At 39.0% G+C, this 17,979-nt stretch carries 16 protein-coding genes; 10 read left to right on the plus strand and 6 right to left on the minus strand.

The genetic code is table 11. The annotated features are described in order from the left end of the window. The first annotated feature begins 241 nt into the window (after nt 1–241). Nucleotides 242–796, plus strand: coding sequence for a TetR/AcrR family transcriptional regulator (locus ACLBWE_RS06030; protein WP_447601734.1), 555 nt, complete (start codon nt 242–244; stop codon nt 794–796). Nucleotides 797–864: 68 nt separating this feature from the next. On the opposite strand, the gene ACLBWE_RS06035 is transcribed toward ACLBWE_RS06030, so the two are convergent. Both ACLBWE_RS06035 and ACLBWE_RS06040 read right to left on the minus strand, forming a co-directional pair. Further along, on the minus strand, nt 865–1,776 hold the full coding sequence (locus ACLBWE_RS06035; RefSeq protein WP_447601736.1) for an ornithine cyclodeaminase family protein: 912 nt from the start codon (nt 1,774–1,776) through the stop codon (nt 865–867). Nucleotides 1,777–1,891: 115 nt separating this feature from the next. Continuing rightward, nucleotides 1,892–2,860 (minus strand): threo-3-hydroxy-L-aspartate ammonia-lyase, encoded by a 969-nt coding sequence (locus tag ACLBWE_RS06040; RefSeq protein ID WP_447601738.1) that lies wholly within the window; start codon nt 2,858–2,860, stop codon nt 1,892–1,894. A gap of 255 nt (nt 2,861–3,115) precedes the next feature. Here ACLBWE_RS06040 and ACLBWE_RS06045 point away from each other — a divergent pair, with 255 nt between their 5' ends. Together ACLBWE_RS06045 and ACLBWE_RS06050 are read left to right on the plus strand one after the other, a co-directional pair. Next, a complete protein-coding gene (locus ACLBWE_RS06045; RefSeq protein ID WP_080027543.1) occupies nt 3,116–3,739 on the plus strand; it encodes a helix-turn-helix transcriptional regulator in 624 nt (207 codons plus the stop codon). 47 nt (nt 3,740–3,786) lie between these two features. Then, nucleotides 3,787–4,029, plus strand: coding sequence for a hypothetical protein (locus ACLBWE_RS06050; protein ID WP_080758357.1), 243 nt, complete (start codon nt 3,787–3,789; stop codon nt 4,027–4,029). A gap of 34 nt (nt 4,030–4,063) precedes the next feature. On the opposite strand, the gene ACLBWE_RS06055 is transcribed toward ACLBWE_RS06050, so the two are convergent. After that, a complete protein-coding gene (locus ACLBWE_RS06055; protein ID WP_198495378.1) occupies nt 4,064–4,750 on the minus strand; it encodes a pirin family protein in 687 nt (228 codons plus the stop codon). A 189-nt stretch (nt 4,751–4,939) separates the two neighbouring features. After that, nucleotides 4,940–6,178, minus strand: a complete 1,239-nt coding sequence (locus ACLBWE_RS06060; protein ID WP_045429942.1) for a L,D-transpeptidase family protein — start codon at nt 6,176–6,178, stop codon at nt 4,940–4,942. Between the two features lie 302 nt (nt 6,179–6,480). Between ACLBWE_RS06060 and hemE the strand changes: the two genes are divergently transcribed. The 4 genes from hemE (at nt 6,481) to ACLBWE_RS06080 (ending at nt 10,929) form a co-directional block, all read left to right on the plus strand. After that, a complete protein-coding gene (gene hemE / locus ACLBWE_RS06065; protein WP_003650543.1) occupies nt 6,481–7,554 on the plus strand; it encodes a uroporphyrinogen decarboxylase in 1,074 nt (357 codons plus the stop codon). 5 nt (nt 7,555–7,559) lie between these two features. Beyond that, on the plus strand, nt 7,560–8,354 hold the full coding sequence (locus ACLBWE_RS06070) for a DUF817 family protein (RefSeq protein ID WP_198495379.1): 795 nt from the start codon (nt 7,560–7,562) through the stop codon (nt 8,352–8,354). Nucleotides 8,355–8,504: 150 nt separating this feature from the next. Next, complete coding sequence (locus ACLBWE_RS06075) at nt 8,505–8,975, plus strand: DUF3015 family protein (RefSeq protein WP_092706332.1); 471 nt, start codon at nt 8,505–8,507, stop codon at nt 8,973–8,975. Between the two features lie 70 nt (nt 8,976–9,045). Continuing rightward, nucleotides 9,046–10,929: an Lnb N-terminal periplasmic domain-containing protein gene (locus tag ACLBWE_RS06080; protein ID WP_447601743.1), complete on the plus strand. Its 1,884-nt coding sequence runs from the start codon at nt 9,046–9,048 to the stop codon at nt 10,927–10,929. Between the two features lie 65 nt (nt 10,930–10,994). Here ACLBWE_RS06080 and blaADC read toward each other — a convergent pair whose 3' ends face one another. Further along, entirely contained in the window at nt 10,995–12,146 is a 1,152-nt protein-coding gene (gene blaADC, locus ACLBWE_RS06085; protein WP_447601745.1) for an ADC family extended-spectrum class C beta-lactamase, read from the minus strand. 151 nt (nt 12,147–12,297) lie between these two features. Then, nucleotides 12,298–12,846 carry a GTP cyclohydrolase I FolE gene (gene folE / locus ACLBWE_RS06090; RefSeq protein WP_005039113.1) on the minus strand — a complete coding sequence of 183 codons (549 nt, stop codon included), beginning with the start codon at nt 12,844–12,846 and terminating at the stop codon, nt 12,298–12,300. 260 nt (nt 12,847–13,106) lie between these two features. Between folE and xdhA the strand changes: the two genes are divergently transcribed. From xdhA to xdhC, 3 genes are read left to right on the plus strand one after another with little or no spacing between them, the layout of a single operon-like run. Then, nucleotides 13,107–14,606: a xanthine dehydrogenase small subunit gene (xdhA, locus tag ACLBWE_RS06095; RefSeq protein WP_447601748.1), complete on the plus strand. Its 1,500-nt coding sequence runs from the start codon at nt 13,107–13,109 to the stop codon at nt 14,604–14,606. Nucleotide 14,607: 1 nt separating this feature from the next. After that, nucleotides 14,608–16,983 (plus strand): xanthine dehydrogenase molybdopterin binding subunit, encoded by a 2,376-nt coding sequence (gene xdhB, locus ACLBWE_RS06100; RefSeq protein WP_447601750.1) that lies wholly within the window; start codon nt 14,608–14,610, stop codon nt 16,981–16,983. A 6-nt stretch (nt 16,984–16,989) separates the two neighbouring features. Continuing rightward, entirely contained in the window at nt 16,990–17,979 is a 990-nt protein-coding gene (xdhC, locus tag ACLBWE_RS06105) for a xanthine dehydrogenase accessory protein XdhC (protein WP_447601752.1), read from the plus strand.

Below are 17,979 nucleotides of genomic sequence, written 5' to 3' on the forward strand. Positions count from 1 at the left end.
TCTTGGCAGCCTTTGCCAAAAGCTATAACGATACAACTTAAAAATTTAAAGCAGCTTGATGACCTTTAAGGTTCTCAGGCTTTAAGTCATTACGACTCAAAAAACTTGCATTAACAATAAAACTTGAGATGTGCCAAGCACAGTCTTTATGGCTTTGCTATGCCTTTTTTCTCCCAAAAAGGGCAGCGGCTTTTGTATCTCATTTATATACAAAAAAAATTTAATTTATAACGGTAAAAATATGCCACATTCAGATCTTCCATTTCGTGCTTTAAGCGTGCTTCATACCTCTCGATATCTTTTTAATAAATATGGCTTTCATAAAGTCGGGGTGGACCGCATTATTGAATCGTCAAAGACTCCAAAAGCAACTTTTTATAATTACTTCCACTCAAAAGAACGTCTTATTGAAATGAGCCTAACTTTTCAAAAAGATGGACTTAAACAAGAGGTGATTTCAATTATTTATGTTCAAAAAGACTTAACTCTACTTGAAAAGCTTCGTAAAATTTATTTCTTACATGCGAACTTAGATGGCCTTTATCATTTGCCCTTTAAAGCCATTTTTGAGATTTCAAAAACACATCCCAAGGCATATCAGGTGGTAATTGACTATCGAAGCTGGCTTATTAATGAAATCTATAATTTGCTTTTAACAACCAATGCAAATGCTTCAAAGCAAGATGCACACATGTTCTTGTTTGTGATTGATGGGGCGATGGTTCAACTTTTAGACCCAAATAAGGCAGGGGAAAGGGAACGGTTGTTGGATTATTTTTTAATGCAGTTTATTTAATGCAAATAAAAAGAAATACCTTATCATTTAACTGCATCAGCTTGAATGATGCAGTTAAATGATAAATTTTAAGAAATTTCTAAAATTTTTTGGGCGATATATAAATCTTGTATAGATAACCCTGAACTATCATAAATTGTGATTTGTTCCTGAGATTGCCTTCCTTGAGTGTTTGCTAAAAGCACATCACCGATATTCATTAAAATTGCAGACTCAGGTGCATGCTGGAATTCACCAATAACTTTAGACTGAGTATTAAGATCACAGAATAAACCACTCTGTGAAAATAATTCTGGTGGAAGTTCTTGTTTGCCTTGTTTATCGGAACCCATAGATGAAATATGAGTGCCGACTTTGACCCATTCTGCTTTAAAAAGAGGGGTTTGAGACGAAGTTGCTGTCACAATAATATCCGCTTGTTCACAGGCTTCTTTTGCACCAGCAATTTTAAGCTTAATCCCTAATTGTTTTAGGTCTTCTGCCATTGTTTCAGCTTTATTTTGGTCGCGTCCTACTATCAAAATCTGATCGAAGTCTCTAATTCTCGCTAATGCCTCACATTCATATTTGGCCTGATTTCCTGTACCAAATATGGCTAATACTTTTGAATTTTTTCTCGCCAATATATTGGTCGCAACAGCATTAGAAGCTGCTGTACGGAATGCATTCACTTTGCCTGCTTCGATGGCTGCCGCCATTTTTCCATTCGCTTGATTAAATAATAAAATGAGCGCGTTATGGCGAGGCAAACCATTTTTAGGATTGTCTTCCCAAAAAGAACCGACTTTAAGACCAGCTAATTGCTGGGTAGCAGATGATTTAATACTAAACGTATTTTTTGTATCAGACGCTTGACCATGAACCACAGGAAAACTTTGAGTGTCCGTTTGAGTTGCAGCAATTAAAGCTTGATAAATGGCATCGTAAGCCAGTTCATGATTGATGAGAGTAGAAGATTCAGACTCAGAAATAAATCTCATAGCCATCTCCAAAAGTGAATATTTAAATTAAGACGTGAACAGTTCGAGAGACTAGTAGCATGTATTGTCTATCCATGACGCTTTAAAAGAAATCATAGATAGACACCAACTTTTATTAAGCTGATAAAAACTCTACATATTTAGAAATATCGACATTCCCACCACTAATAATGATGCCTATACGTTTGCCTTTTAACTCATGTTTCAAATTACGGGCAGCCGCAAATCCGAGACATCCTGTCGGTTCAACCACCATCTTCATTCTTTCAGCAAAGAACTTCATAGAGGTAACGAGTTCTTCGTCTGTTACAGTCAAAATGTCATCTACGTTCTGTTGAATAATAAGAAATGTTAATTTGCCTAAATATTGAGTTTGAGCACCGTCGGCAATGGTTTGGGGCGTATCAATATGAACAATTTCTCCTTTTCTAAAGGACATTTGTCCATCATTTCCTAGGGCAGGTTCAACACCATATATTTTACAGTTCGGAGAGAGTTGACGCGCAGATAAGGAAGACCCCGCCAATAAACCACCCCCACCTAAACATACAAAGAGGTAATCCAAGTCACCAACTTCTTCAAATAGTTCTTTTGCAGCCGTTCCTTGACCTGCAATAACATGCGGATGATCATAAGATGGAATTAAGGTTAGACCATTTTTTTCGGCAATCTCTTTTCCAATTTGTTCCCGATCTTCTGTATAACGATCATATTCAACAATATTGCCTCCGTATTCTCGCGTCGCTGCCATTTTTGCAGCAGGAGCATCTTTAGGCATGATGATTGTTGCAGGAATACCAAGGATCTTTGCTGACAGCGCAATCGCTTGAGCATGATTTCCTGAAGAGAAAGCAACCACACCAGCTTTTTTTTGAGCATCATCGAACTGTGCAAGCGCATTCATTGCACCACGAAATTTGAAAGCGCCAACACGCTGAAAATTCTCACATTTAAAGAATACTTCTGCTTCAAATTCATTGTTAACAGTACGTGAAGTTAAAACAGGGGTTTTATTTGCAAAACCTTTTATGTGTTCAGCAGCGGCTGCGACATCTTCATAAGTTGGAAGGGTTAAATTTTTCATAATTAAACCTAATTCTATTCAATGTTTTCGGATGCAAGATTTCGTATTGCTCAAGCAACGCGCAATATATTGACCTTGTTTAGATAAAATATATATATTTAGATAAAATGTCTAATTTTATTTTCTAATTGGATAACAATGAGATATAAGATTTTGATTTACATTAAGTTTAAAATTAGATAAAAAGTCTAAATTACTATTACATACTTCACGCTAGGGTTTGAAATAGTAAGCAAGTCATTTGGAGGAAATACATTGGGAAATCGTGATAAACATTTACTCACTCAACTAGATACAATCGCGAAAGGGTTAAGTGAAACGCTATTTCCATTTTGCGAAGTTGTTGTCCATGACTTAACAAATCCTGAACATGCCATACTCTCAATACACAATAATTTATCTGGTCGAAAAATTGGAGATCCAGCAACAGAGTTAGGGCTGGCAAGAATTATGTCTCCAGAATTTCCAAATCTTATTTCAAACTATGCAAACCAGTTTGCAGATGGCCGCCCCGCAAAAAGTACTTCTATTGGTATTAAAGATGAAGAGGGCCAGTATGTGGCCGCTTTATGTATGAATATTGATTTAACCCTATTTAGGGGCATGCAAAGCGCTTTAGACCAGTTTACTAAAATTGAAACTGACAACATTATTGAAAATTTGGAACCGAATGGGTCTGAAGCAATTCGAAGATATATCGATCAATTTGCCTCAAAACATGCGACTACGCCGCGTATGTTAAAACTCAATGAGCGAAAACAATTAATACACGAGTTAAAGAATAATGGTTTATTAGACATTAAAAAGGCTGTAGAGACGGTTGCACAACATTTAGGTATATCAAGAGCGAGTGCCTATTTGTATGTGAAAGAAACTTAAAATAGTTTATTTTAATGTGTATTTAGCTTGATCAAGGAGGTCGTTATTTGAAGTTATTTATTATTGTATTTATTGCAATTTTTTCCAGTATTGGTCTGATTTGTTTAATTGCACTGCTTAGAAATTTAAAAAAATCTTCGTCATCTGGCGAGCATGATCATTCATCTTCTTCAACCCATCATTTTCACGATAATAGCCCTAGTCATCATAGTTCTAGTTATTCAAATGACTGTTCATCATCATCTTCAGATTCAGGAGGATGTGATGGGGGCGGTGGTGGTGGAGATTAAAAAAGCCCTTTTGTTCAAAGGGCTTTTGATTAACTTAAGGTAAATCGAACCAGATAAATTGACTATCTTCATTTGCCTGAATCGTCGCTTTATCCTCAAACACGAAAGCATCACCTGCTTTAACTTCTTGATCACCGATACGAATTACGCCTGAAATAACGTGGATATAATTCACTTTTTTAACCGGATCAACACTTAGCTCATGTCCTTTTTCCAATACGGCAGATTTTATCTCTGCATTTTGACGAATATGCATCGGTGCATTTGCATCAGGTCCTGCAATTAAATGCCATTTGTTTGGATCATTACGTGGGTCAAGACTAATTTGCTGGTAATTTGGCTCTGCATCTCTTACATCTGGAATAATCCAGATCTGTAATAAATGTACAGGCGTATCAGTGTTGTTAACTTCACTGTGGGCAACACCTGTACCAGCGCTCATTAACTGCCATTCGCCTGCTTTAATTTGGCCTTCATTTCCCATCGTGTCACGGTGCGAAATTGCACCATCTAACACACAGGTTAAGATTTCCATATTGTCATGCGAGTGCGTACCGAAACCATTATGCGCATCAATTCTGTCGTCATTAATGACTCGTAAAGCACTGACACCCATATATTTAGGGTTGTACCAGCTACCAAATGAGAAGCTATGATATGACTCTAACCAACCCGCTTTAACGTGTCCACGATCTTCACCACGATGTACGTAAGCATTCATGATCTAATCTCCCAAATTTTTATTTATCTATTGAGAAATATATTAATGCTATATCGGGAGTGAAAAAATAGAATAACTGCAACATGTCGTTTCATAATTGATATGATGTTGAGTTTTTTGTCTTTTTGTTGCATTTTTTTGCAATAAAAAACCTGCCATAAAGACAGGTTTTTTTATGAAAATATTTAATTATTCGAGGAACTTAACAGTTACGCCAGAGCGTACTTTACTTCCTAAATCGTTTGCATCCCAGTTAGTCAAACGGATACAACCGTGCGATGCTGTTTTAGAAATTAAAGATGGATTTGGTGTTCCATGAATACCAAAAGATTTTTTACTTAAACCAATCCAGATATTACCAACAGGGGCATTTGGGCCAGGTGGTAAAGAAAGAGGTTTTAAGTTTTTACCTTGTACGAAGTTCGAAGGTGAATAGCTGTACCATGGGTTACGAGCCACACCAACTACCTTGTAAGTACCGGCCGGAGAAGGCGTATCAGTACTGCCAATTGTTGCAGGAAATGAGGCAATCATTTGGTTCCGGCTATTGAAGAGATACAATTGTTTTGCGCCTTTATGGGCAATAATCAAATGAATATCTTCTGGTAAATCATTGCGCACGTTTGGAACAATGATTTTTTCACCCGCTTTTTTGAATGTCGCAGTTGGGTTTAATTTCTTTAAGAAACCTTCATCAATATGAAACTTCTCGCCCAACATTTCGGTCACACGAGTGTAGTACAAACCTTTCATTTTGGCTTGTAATGCGTAGTCAGAAGGAATCGACTCAGCATATGGGCCTTTTAAATCAGCATCAGAAATGGTGTATTCAATAAATGCTGGCTTGTTTTGTTTCGCAACCAATGCATCCCAAGTTTCTTTGGTAAGTTCACCAGTAGGCGATAAACCATTCATTTGCTGGAATGAAGAAATTGCTTTTAAGGTATTTTTACCGCTCATGCCGTCAATTGCACCTGGTGATGCATGTGCATTATTAAGCATCACATGGGCACGTGCATAAACTGGAAGTTGACCCTTACCAATATTTTCAGACCATTCTGCCGAATTTAAGCCATCTAATGTCCATGAAGCAGCTGACACTGGTGCAGCCTTAGACGCTGTTGTGCTTTTAGCTACTGCTGGTGTAGATGCAGCAATACCAGACTCAGCATTTGGGTCTTCTGTTTTCTGCAAGTTTTGTAATGTTGTTGACGCTCGATTTAAGTCATTTTGTTCTTGAGCAGTAATTTGTGTTGGAGCTTGAGCTTGTACAGTTGAAGCTGCATCTACTGCTAAAGGATCAATCGGATCTTCTACAGGAGCTGATACCTTTTTAGGGTTCAGGGGTTGCTCAGTTGTTGAAGCAGCAAAAGCAACATTAGCAATAATACAACTTAAACTCATAGCGAGTAATGAGCGAACAAACATGTAATTCAACCTTAAGAATTTTCATATAAGCAATAGGAGGATTGATGTGATCTTAAAGTGCATAAAATTACCAATAACTCATTTCTATGAGCCCAAGATTGGCAATTTAGTGATTAAAAGAATATCAATAAACCCAATGTAACATGTTGCAAGTATTGCAGAAAACCCCACAGCTTGCAGTAGAGTTTTGTGTAAATATGCATTTTTTAGTAGATTGACGAGTTTTTTGTGTGAAATTGAAATTATAAAAATGTCTCTGTTTTTGATATGATGCTGCCACATAAAGAAGATAGAGATTGGTAATGACGACTTTGAAAAATGATCGTTTCCTCCGTGCTTTGTTACGCGAACCTGTAGATACCACTCCGGTATGGATGATGCGTCAAGCAGGGCGTTATTTGCCTGAATATCGTGAAACACGTTCAAAAGCAGGTGACTTTCTATCCTTATGTAAAAATACAGATTTTGCCTGTGAAGTGACTTTACAACCTTTGCGTCGCTATGATTTAGATGCAGCAATTTTATTTTCAGATATTTTAACAATTCCAGATGCACTGGGTTTAGGTCTTTATTTTGAAACAGGTGAAGGACCAAAGTTCCATAAAACAGTGCGTACTGAACAAGATGTGGCGAATTTACCAAAGCTGAATGCAAAATCAGACCTTGATTATGTCATGAACGCTGTAAGCACCATTCGCTCTGCTTTGGGTGGTCAAGTTCCACTGATTGGTTTTTCGGGTAGCCCTTGGACTTTAGCAACTTATATGGTTGAAGGTGGTTCAAGTAAAGAATTCCGTTTTACCAAGCAAATGATGTATGCCCAACCAGAAGTTTTGCATGCTTTGCTTGATCATTTAGCAGACTCTGTAATTGACTATTTAAATGCTCAAATTGATGCAGGTGCTCAGGCGATCCAGATTTTTGATAGCTGGGGCGGGGCATTGGCACATCGTGAATATGTCGAATTTTCTTTAAACTACATGAATAAAATCATTGCTGGTTTGCAACGTGAAAAAGACGGTCGACGTATTCCTATCATTGTGTTCACTAAAGGTGGTGGCCAATGGTTGGAACCAATGATTAGCACAGGTGCAGATGCATTAGGTTTAGATTGGACTACGCGATTAGATACAGCTCGAACTACGGTGGCTGGACGCGTAGCTTTACAAGGAAATCTTGATCCGGCTGTTTTATATGGTTCGGCTGCTTCAATTGAAAAAGCAGTGAAAGCCATGTTGGATGATGCCTACGCAAATGGTGAAAAGACGGGTTACATCGCTAATTTAGGCCATGGGATTACCCAGTGGGTGGACCCTGCACAACCAAAAATCTTTGTAGATACAGTGCATGAGTATAGTGCTAAATATCTAGGATAGTTTTTGTGCAATATCTAACTTTACCGTTTCAATTTATCGGCAAGGCTGTTTCGGCAGCCTTGTTTGGTATTTTGCTTTTAATTGCTTTTGCTTTAACAGCACCGATGGGAAGCCATGAATATATGGGTTTTTATCGTTATGATTATTTACTCATCTATGCTGTGCTGATCCAGATCTGTTTACTCTATTTAAAACTGGAGTCATGGGCAGAGGCTAAAGTCATTGCTTTATTTCACGTCATGGCGATGGTCATGGAAATATTCCTAACGCATCCTGCAATTGCTTCATGGCAATATCCGCAGCCCGCCGTATTTAAAATTTTAACAGTGCCTCTATTTGCAGGCTTCATGTATTCGGCTGTAGGTAGTTTCTTTGCACGGTCAATACGACTGTTTCAGGTTTCTTTTGAAAAGCTTCCAAGTTTTGGAACTATGCTTTTACTGGCATTTTTCTCATATATAAATTTTATGAGTAAATTTTTTGTTCCTGATATTCGCTATATTTTATTTGCGATTAGTATTTTTATTTTCTGGAAAACGAAACTTTATTTTCAAATAAATGAACATAAATTTAAAATCCCGATGTTACCGATATTATTAACGCTCGCGTTTATCATCTGGGTTGCTGAAAATATAAGTACATTTTATAAAATTTGGCTCTATCCAAGTCAGGTCGATGCTTGGCATATGGTGGGATGGGGCAAGCTAGGATCGTGGTATTTATTATTAATTTTAAGTCTAGTACTTGTGCTTAAAATATTAGGCAATCGAGATAATCAAGGTAACTGGAATTTAAGGTAAATTTTTCTTTAGCACTTTTCATCATATTGTTTATTTTTTAATTGCTAAATCGTAGCCTTCTCGCTATCTTTAATATCGTGTAATAAAAATTACACATAACAATACAAGACATAAGAAACAATCAATAATGATTTTTGGAGATATACATCTATGTTAAAAAAAATAGCTTTAGCTGCATTGTTAGCAGCTGGTTCAAGTGTTGCAATGGCTGACAACGATGTGGGTTGTGGTGCGGGTACACAAGTATGGGCTGGCAAAAAAGGAGTAGCGCCTAAAATTCTTGCTGCAACAACAAACGGTATTTTTACTAACCAATTATTAGGGATCACTTTCGGTACTTTAGGCTGCCGTCAAGGCGGGACAGTAACAGCGCAAGTTGTAACATTCACAAATGAAAATGCAGAAGCTTTAGCACGTGATATGGCAGTAGGCCAAGGTGAAAGCCTGAACGTACTTGCTGAGTTAATGCAAATTAAACCTCAAGATAAAGACCGTTTCTTTAAAGTTTCAAAAGCAAACTTTGGTGAAATCTATTCAGCAAATAATCAAAATACCCTTCAAGTTTTAGCATCATTACAAACTGTAATGGCTAAAGACGACGTTTTAAAAGCTTACGTATAAGTTTGAAATTGAAAACCCTGTCGTATGGCAGGGTTTTTCTTATATTTAATGATAAAAATTGATGAGCTTAATGAAGTCAGTTGTTTTGGTTTTTGCCTCTTTGGCAGTTAATATTGCGTATTCAGCAGAAATAAATCCATCTATTCAAAAATATTGGTCCTTTGCAGAACAACAAAATCTAGATCAAGACATTACATGGCAAAGGCTCATGTATGCAAATAAAAACCATAAAAGTGACGTCACTTATTCTGGTTATTTCATGTCAGAAAATGGGAAAAATAATTTAAAAGAAGAACTGAAAGCTGACATCTCGGCATTATTTATGCCTGCTCAAGATAATCAGTCGATTCGCTGTAAATTTCCGGCTCGAAGCCAATGGCTCATGCAAAAAGTAGGTATTCAAGAAAATGAATTGCCTCAAATAAAATGTTCAGAATTTGAAAACTGGATTGGACAGATTAAGCCTTATAAAGCCACATTAATTTATGCGACAGATTTTATGGGCAACCCTAGCTCGATGTTTGGTCATACTTTACTGCGCTTAGATCCTAAAGATCAGCAGCAATTAAATTTAGTTTCCTATGCTGTAAATTATGCAGCAACTGTGGCGGGGAATGACAACTGGTCATATGCATGGAAAGGTTTAACAGGGCAATATCCGGGTGAATATTCACTTATGCCTTATTATCGTAAGGTAAAAGAGTACGGTGATTTCGAAAGTCGTGATTTATGGGAATATGAGCTGAAACTTTCCCCTGAAGAAACGCGGTTTTTAGTAAGCCATATTTGGGAAATGCAGCATGTGAGTTTTCCTTATTATTTTGTCAGTGATAACTGTGCCTATAGGTTATTAGGCTTGGTCGATTTAGTAAAACCTGAGTCTAACTTACAAGAAAAGTTTACTTATGCATCTATTCCGATGGAAACCATTAAATCGATGCAACAGCAAGGGTTAACTAAAGCGCCTGTATATCGGCCTGCTTTAGAAACCCAGCTATTAGCCCAAGCTCATCAGCATGGTGCTTCTTTAGCGAAGGTTGCACATCAAATTACGATGATGCCCGTTAAGCAGTCTTCTGAGGTTTTAAAATCCTTTAGTGAGCAAGATCAGGCCAAAATTCTAGAGATGGCCTATGATGATTTATATCTCCAATTTACGAGCCGTCAAATAGAAGAAAGCGTTGCACAGCCGCAGTTACGTCAGCTTTTGGCTTTAAGAAGTCAGATCGATTTGGACAAACAGCGTCATGAACCTAAACGACCAGAAAAAGAGCCAACTCAAGGCCATAATGCACGTAATCTTTCAGTGAAAGCCGGTGAAGTCCAAGGTGATAAGTTTATCGAAATTGGTCATCGGCAAGCCTATCACGACTTAATAGATCCTCAAGGGGGATACCGCGCAGGTACTCAATTACTATTTTTAAATGGTAATGCACAGTGGCGAGACGATCATTTAAAACTAGAAAATCTTGATTTATTAGAAGTAAATTCCTATAACCCGATTCAACCTTTTAAAACACCGCTGAGTTGGGGATTTAACTTAGGCTGGCGTCAAGAAGCAATTCATGATGGAAACTTTAGTGAAGAAAAACAGCATGGCGTAGCGAATTTTAATGCTCAGGTTGGTTACAGTCTTGCAGACTATGAGCGCAAACATATTTGCTATGGGCAACTACAAACCTATGTTCAAACAGGCTCAAATCTAGATAAAGGGTGGCGTGTGGGAATGGGCCCGACTTTAGGTTGTATGAACCAATGGTTTGATCGATTTAACTCTGTCGTACAGATTGAATTGCCATATTGGGAAGACCAAAATCAATGGAATTTGAGAGTAAATACTCAATGGCAATATGTGATTAATAGTAATAATGCCGTTCGATTAAATTGGGACTATGAACAACAAAATCATCAAGACTGGATGAAATCTAGTTTAGGCTACGTTTGGTTCTTTTAACTTTTATAATGAGTAAAGCAAAGAGAGAAATAACTTATTTCTCTCTTTTTTGTTGTGAAAAAGAATTATTTCTTAATCGCATTTAGTACAGCATAAGCTGCCTTAATACGTTCTTCATTTGGAATACGTTTATTGGTTAACATGACTAAACCAATATTTTCTTTGGGAATAAACACGACATAAGTTCCAAATCCGTTAGTTGAACCAGTTTTATGGAACATCTTAACCGAAGGTTCTTTGGAAATGGCAGTCACTTTATTAGGTTTCATCACAATTTGTTCAGAATTACTCTCTAATAAAGTTTGTAAAGGTGCTGGATAAGAAAACTTCTCCCAACCAAGCGCCTGATACATCGTACCTACTTGATAAAAACCTTTATGAGTCTCATCAATTGCGCGTCGAATATCTGCCGGATATTTTTGTGGATTTAGATTGGCATCAATAAAGCTAAGCATGTCTGGTAATGTAGATTTAACGCCGTAGGCAGGCGCATCTAGTGGGCCTGGGGTCACACGAATAGGCTGATTTTCTTGATTATAGCCAAATGCATAGTTTTGCATCTGAGTTTTAGGCACATTTACATAGCTATGTTTTAAGTGAATAGACGGAAAAATTGTCTTTTCTAAGACCTGACTAAAAGGTTGGTTCATCGATAGGCCTACAACTTTTCCAAATAGGCCAATACTTGGGTTTGAATATTGTCTATATTCACCAATTTGGTTTTTAGGTTTCCAGTCTTTGAAAAAAGTTAAAACTTGTTGGTCTGTTTGAACTTCATCTGGAAACTGTAAGGCAAGATTGCCACTCGTATAGGTCGCAAGTTGAAGTAGGTTAACTTGGTCAATCGGTGTATTTTTTAGCTCTTTCCAGTATTTTCCTGGAGTGTCGTCAAAAGAGATTTTTCCTTTCGTTTTGGCATATCCACCTGCCGTGGCAGTAAATAATTTACTGACTGAACCTAGCTCAAAAATGGTATTGCTATTTACGGATTTTTTATCTTGAACCGATTGTAGGCCATAATACATTTCGTACTTTTTATTGTTTTGGATGACACCAACCGCCATACCGGGAACATTGTATTTTTCTAATAATGGTTTAAAGTTCTGATCAACAACCTTCTTGATATCTTGTTCTTTTGATGTGTTACCTGCATAAATTGAGGTATTAAAAATAAAAAGAGAAGGTAGAATTAAGTAAGAAATTTTTTTGAATCGCATTATCAACTCATCAAACATTTTAAAGTGAAGGGACGTACTTTTATAACAAAAATCACATAATTTAATTGTTATGTTTTATAGAATAAACGCTGTATTTAGATATAAAAAAACCCAACTAAGTTGGGCTTTTAAATTTATCACTAAAAAGAATTTAGTAACTTTCTGGTACTGCACTCAAGAACTCACGTCGTGATTCTTTATCGGTTTTAAAGTCTCCGATAAATGAAACTGTACGAGTGGTTGACTCTTGTTTGCCTACACCACGCATCATCATGCACATATGTGCTGAATCGATGACGACAGCAACACCTCGAGCCCCAGTCACTTCAGCCACAGCTTCAGCGATTTGCTGAGTCAAGTTTTCCTGAATTTGCAAACGGCGTGCAAACATTTCAGTAATACGTGCAAATTTAGATAAGCCAAGAACCTTGCCTTCCGGTAGATAGGCAATATGAACACGGCCATAGAACGGGAGGAGATGATGTTCGCAAAGCGAATAGAATTCAATATTCTTCACCAATACCATTTCATGGTTATCTGATGGGAAAACAGCATTATTGGTGACTTCTTCTAAAGTTTTACTATAGCCAGAAGTTAAATATGAAAAAGCTTTAGCCGCACGCACAGGCGTATCTTTAAGGCCGGGACGATTAAGATCTTCACCGACGGCAGTCAGAATATTTGCGTACGATTGCTGCATTGACATAAGACGTATAAATTTACTCTATTAGACAAGCTCGGCATTGTATCAGAAACATAACCAGATGTTCATAACTCGACGCACTATATTTATTTTGGTTTTGCGCGCGTTTAATAAAAGATGAATAAATTTCATGTTTTTATCGTTAATAGTCAAGAGTTTGAACATGAAATATGCATTTAATGTTGGTAAGTTCTAAATGATCGCCTAGTGGCATCATATTTGCACAGATGCAGTGTTATAGAGCATAAGGATAAAACATGTCAGAACGTCCAATCACCTTTTTTTTCCGTGGTGGTCAGCAGCAAGTGGAAAATGTATTACCTACCATGACGGTTTTACAATTTCTGCGAGAATATACCCAAACTGGTAAGACTAGGCAGACCGGTACAAAAGAGGGCTGTGCTGAGGGCGATTGTGGTGCATGTACAGTCGTGATTGGTGAGTTGGTCAATGACAGCTTGCAATTGCGAAGTGTGAATGCCTGTATTCAGTTTTTACCGACTTTAGATGGTAAAGCCCTATTTACAGTAGAAGATCTGCATACGTTATTGCCTACTCAGGATGGAACGCTTCATCCGGTACAACAGGCAATGGTCGATTTGCATGGTTCACAATGCGGTTTTTGTACACCCGGTTTTATCATGTCGTTATGGTCAATGTATGAAAATGAACAACATTCTCCGAGCAAAGATCAAATCAGCGATTATCTTTCTGGAAATTTGTGTCGCTGTACAGGCTATCGACCTATTTTAGAGGCAGCACAAAAAGCTTATGACTATCCACGTGTTGTATTAGAACGCCAAAAGGTACTTGATGTATTAAAAGAGATCAAAGCATTGCCTGCATTGCATTTGAATGATCATGGTCAGCAATTTTTTGCACCAAAGACTTTACAGGATTTTGCCGCTTTACGTTTGCAATTGCCACAAGCGCGCATTGTCGCTGGTAGCACGGATGTCGGTTTATGGGTAACCAAGCAGGGCCGTAATTTAGGCGATATGCTTTATATCGGTCAGGTTGAAGAACTGAAAAATATTGTAGTTACCGAGCATGCTTTAACGATTGGGGCAAATGTAAGTTTGAGTGATGCACTCATCAAAATTTCAGATTTTTATCCTGACTTTCAAGAGTTACAACGCCGTTTTGCTTCCATGCCTATTAAAAACGCGGGAACCCTAGGTGGAAATATTGCTAATGGTTCACCTATTGGTGACTCAATGCCGGCATTAATTACGCTAGGTACACGATTGATTTTACGTGTAGGTGAACAGACCCGTGAAATCGCATTGGAAGACTTTTATCTAGATTATCAAAAAACAGCATTACAGCTTGGTGAGTTTGTTGAGGCGATTGTTATTCCACTTCGTGAAGGGCATACGCGTTTTAAATTTGCCAGCTATAAAATTGCCAAACGTTTTGAGCAAGATATTTCTGCGGTATGTGCGGCTATTTCATGCGAGTTAGATACTCATTATGTCGCTCACAATGTGAGAATTGCTTTTGGTGGCATGGCTGCTATTCCCAAACGTGCAAAATACGCAGAAGCCATATTGGAAGGTCAGCAACTTTCAGCGGAATTGATGGTTCAGGCACAGTACGTGTTGTCGCAAGACTATCAGCCTCTAGATGATGGACGGGCTAGCTCAGCATATCGTTTACAAGTCGCGAAAAACTGTTTACAGCGGTTTTATGTAGAAAAAATCCTGTCTCAAACGATCACTCGTGTGAATGACTTGATTGCTATGGTGGAGATCTAACATGAATCAAACCATTGACTTAAGTGTTTCTAAAAAATCGGCTAAAGCAGGAGACTCCATTCCACACGAAAGTGCACATTTACATGTGACTGGGCAGGCAACCTATATCGATGATTTACCCGAACTTGAAAATACCATGCACCTAGCGGTCGGATTTTCGAGTTGTGCCAAAGGTAAAATCAGTAAATTTGATTTAGCTGCAGTACGTCAGGCCAATGGTGTCCATGCAGTTTTTTCAGCAAAAGATATTGAGGTTGAAAATAACTGGGGACCAATTGTTAAAGATGACCCGATTTTTGCCGAGGAGCAGGTCGAATTTTATGGACAAGCCTTGTTTGTGGTTGTTGCCGAGAGTTATCAGCAAGCCCGTCAGGCAGTTCGGTTGGCAAAAATTGAGTATGTGCCAGAAACCCCGATTTTAACAATTCAAGATGCGATTGAAAAAGAATCGTGGGTGTTACCGCCTGTTGAATTTAGCCATGGTGAAGTTGAACAGGCATTTCAAAATGCAGCTCACCAACTTTCTGGTGCTATTGAGCTAGGTGGTCAAGAGCATTTCTATCTTGAAGGACAGATTTCCTATGCTATCCCACAAGAAAATCACGCTTTAAAAGTCTATTGCTCGACACAACATCCAACAGAAATGCAGCTACTGATTTGTCATGCATTAGGCATGAATATGCATCAGGTGAGTGTAGAAAGCCGCCGTATGGGTGGGGGTTTTGGTGGCAAAGAGTCGCAGTCGGCACAATGGGCATGCATTGCATCTTTGGCAGCACAAAAAACAGGCCGTCCATGTAAGTTACGCTTAGACCGTGATGATGACATGAGTGCTACAGGCAAACGTCACGGTTTTGCTTATGAATGGTCTGTAGCCTTTGATGACAGTGGTGTTCTGCAAGGCTTAAAGGTGCAACTGGCTTCAAACTGTGGTTTTTCGGCAGATCTTTCTGGGCCAGTGAATGAACGCGCTATTTGTCATATTGGCAATGCCTATTATTTAAATGCGGTTCAGTTGCGTAACTTACGCTGTAAAACCAATACTGTTTCCAATACTGCATATCGTGGCTTTGGTGGACCGCAAGGTATGTTTGTCATTGAAAATATTATTGATGACATTGCTCGTTATTTACGGTGTGATCCGGTTGAAATTCGGCAGCGTAATTTCTTTGCCGAGCAGCCCGGTGCTGGACGTGATCGTATGCATTATGGGGCAGAAGTCCGTGATAATGTTGCCCCTCGACTGGTGGCCGAATTGTTGCAAAGTAGTGATTATGCGAAACGTAGACAGACCATACATACCTTTAATCAGAATAATGACATCATTAAGCGTGGTATTGCGTTAACACCATTAATGTTCGGTATTTCGTTTAATGCCGTGCATTACAATCAGGCAGGTGCATTGGTCTATGTGTATATGGATGGTACTGTCTCTATTACGCATGGCGGTACAGAAATGGGACAGGGGCTATATACCAAAGTACGGCAGGTTGCTGCACATGAGTTGGGTTTACCAATCGATAGTGTTCGCTTAATTGCAACCGATACTTCTCGTGTGCCAAATACATCGGCAACCGCGGCATCGAGTGGAGCGGATCTGAACGGTAAAGCTGTGCAAAATGCCTGTATTAAAATTCGTGAGCGTCTGGCAAAACTTGCAGCAGAAATAAGTCAAAGTGATGCTGAGCAAATCCAGTTTGAAGATAGTATGGTTTCAACAGCGAATGGACATTTATGGACATTTCCTGACTTAGTTCAACGGGCATATATGGCACGTGTGCAACTATGGGACAGTGGTTTTTATAAAACACCAGAAATTCACTACGATCAGGTCAACCATTTAGGGCGTCCGTTTTTCTATTATGCCTATGGTGCATCAGTCAGTGAGGTCGCAATAGATACCTTAACTGGGGAAATGAAAGTATTACGTACTGACATTTTGCATGACGTCGGGCGATCGATTAACCCTGCAATTGATATGGGGCAAATTGAAGGTGGCTTTGTTCAAGGGATGGGGTGGCTCACCACAGAAGAGTTGTATTGGCAGCCACAAGGCCCACATGTAGGACGCTTGTTTACGCATGCACCTTCAACTTACAAAATCCCGACCAGTTTTGATATTCCTCATATTTTTAACGTCAAACTGTTTAATAACCAAAATCAGGCAGACACCATCTATCGCTCCAAAGCGGTAGGTGAACCTCCATTTATGTTGGCATTATCTGTTTTCTCTGCAATTCGTCAGGCGGTACAAGCGGCTATTCCAGAAAATGCACCGCTCGTACTTAATGCGCCAGCAACTGCCGAAGAAATTTTACGTGCAATTGCCATTGGACGGGGACAAGCTTTGGCTGACCGCCCACAAGCTAAAATGTAGAAGATTATGCAACATTTACAATGGTGGACTGATTTTGTGGCGTGGCAAGTCGATGCTGCGTCTATGGTATTGGTCACAGTGGTCCGCGCTGATGGTTCAACACCACGAGAAGTGGGTGCAACAATGTTATTGCGGCTTAATTTGCAACAACAATGGCAGCAGTCGGATACGATCGGTGGGGGGCATCTAGAGTTTCAGGCTATTGATATTGCGAAAGCAATGTTAAGAGAAACGGAAGTTTGTGTGAGACGTGTTGAGCGATTTAACCTCAGTGCTCGGTTGGGACAGTGTTGTGGCGGAGTGATGTGGCTATTGTTTGAAAAAATATCACCCGCTGTAATTACCTCAGATTTATCCCATTGTTTGCAAGCATGGCGAGCCGGACAGCGTATATGGCGTACAGTCTCACATCAACATGCATCTACTTGGCAGACTATGGATATAAGTAAGGAACAGCAACCATGTTTCGAGGTTCAGCCTGCCAGCAGTGACCAATGGCAATTTGACCAGCAGATTCAACCTTATGTCATGCAAGTGCTGATTTGTGGCGCGGGGCATGTGGGTGAAGCAATTGTCCGTTGTTTATTGCCTATTGGTGTTAGTGTGAAATGGATTGATCCGCGTGATGATATTTTCCCATCGGATTTACTACAACAGGTGCAATGTTTAACGACAGATACGCTTGAAGCCGAGATCGAGCATTTTGACCGTTCAGGCGCAATTTTAATTTTGACCCATGATCATCAACTAGATCTGCAACTGTGCTTTGCAGCTTTGAAACCTACTCCAAAACCATTTGCTTATGTTGGAATGATTGGTTCAAAAAGTAAAAGGGCTATTTTTGAGAAACGTATGTTGACGCGCGGTTATGCACCAGAAGCATTACAACGTTTGGTTTGCCCGATCGGGATAGAAGGGATTTCATCGAAACAACCTGCAACGATTGCCGTTGCCGTGGTTGCTCAATTATTGCAGGTGTTTGATGTGAAGAAATGA

The organism is Acinetobacter sp. M5A5_2a (assembly GCF_053345265.1).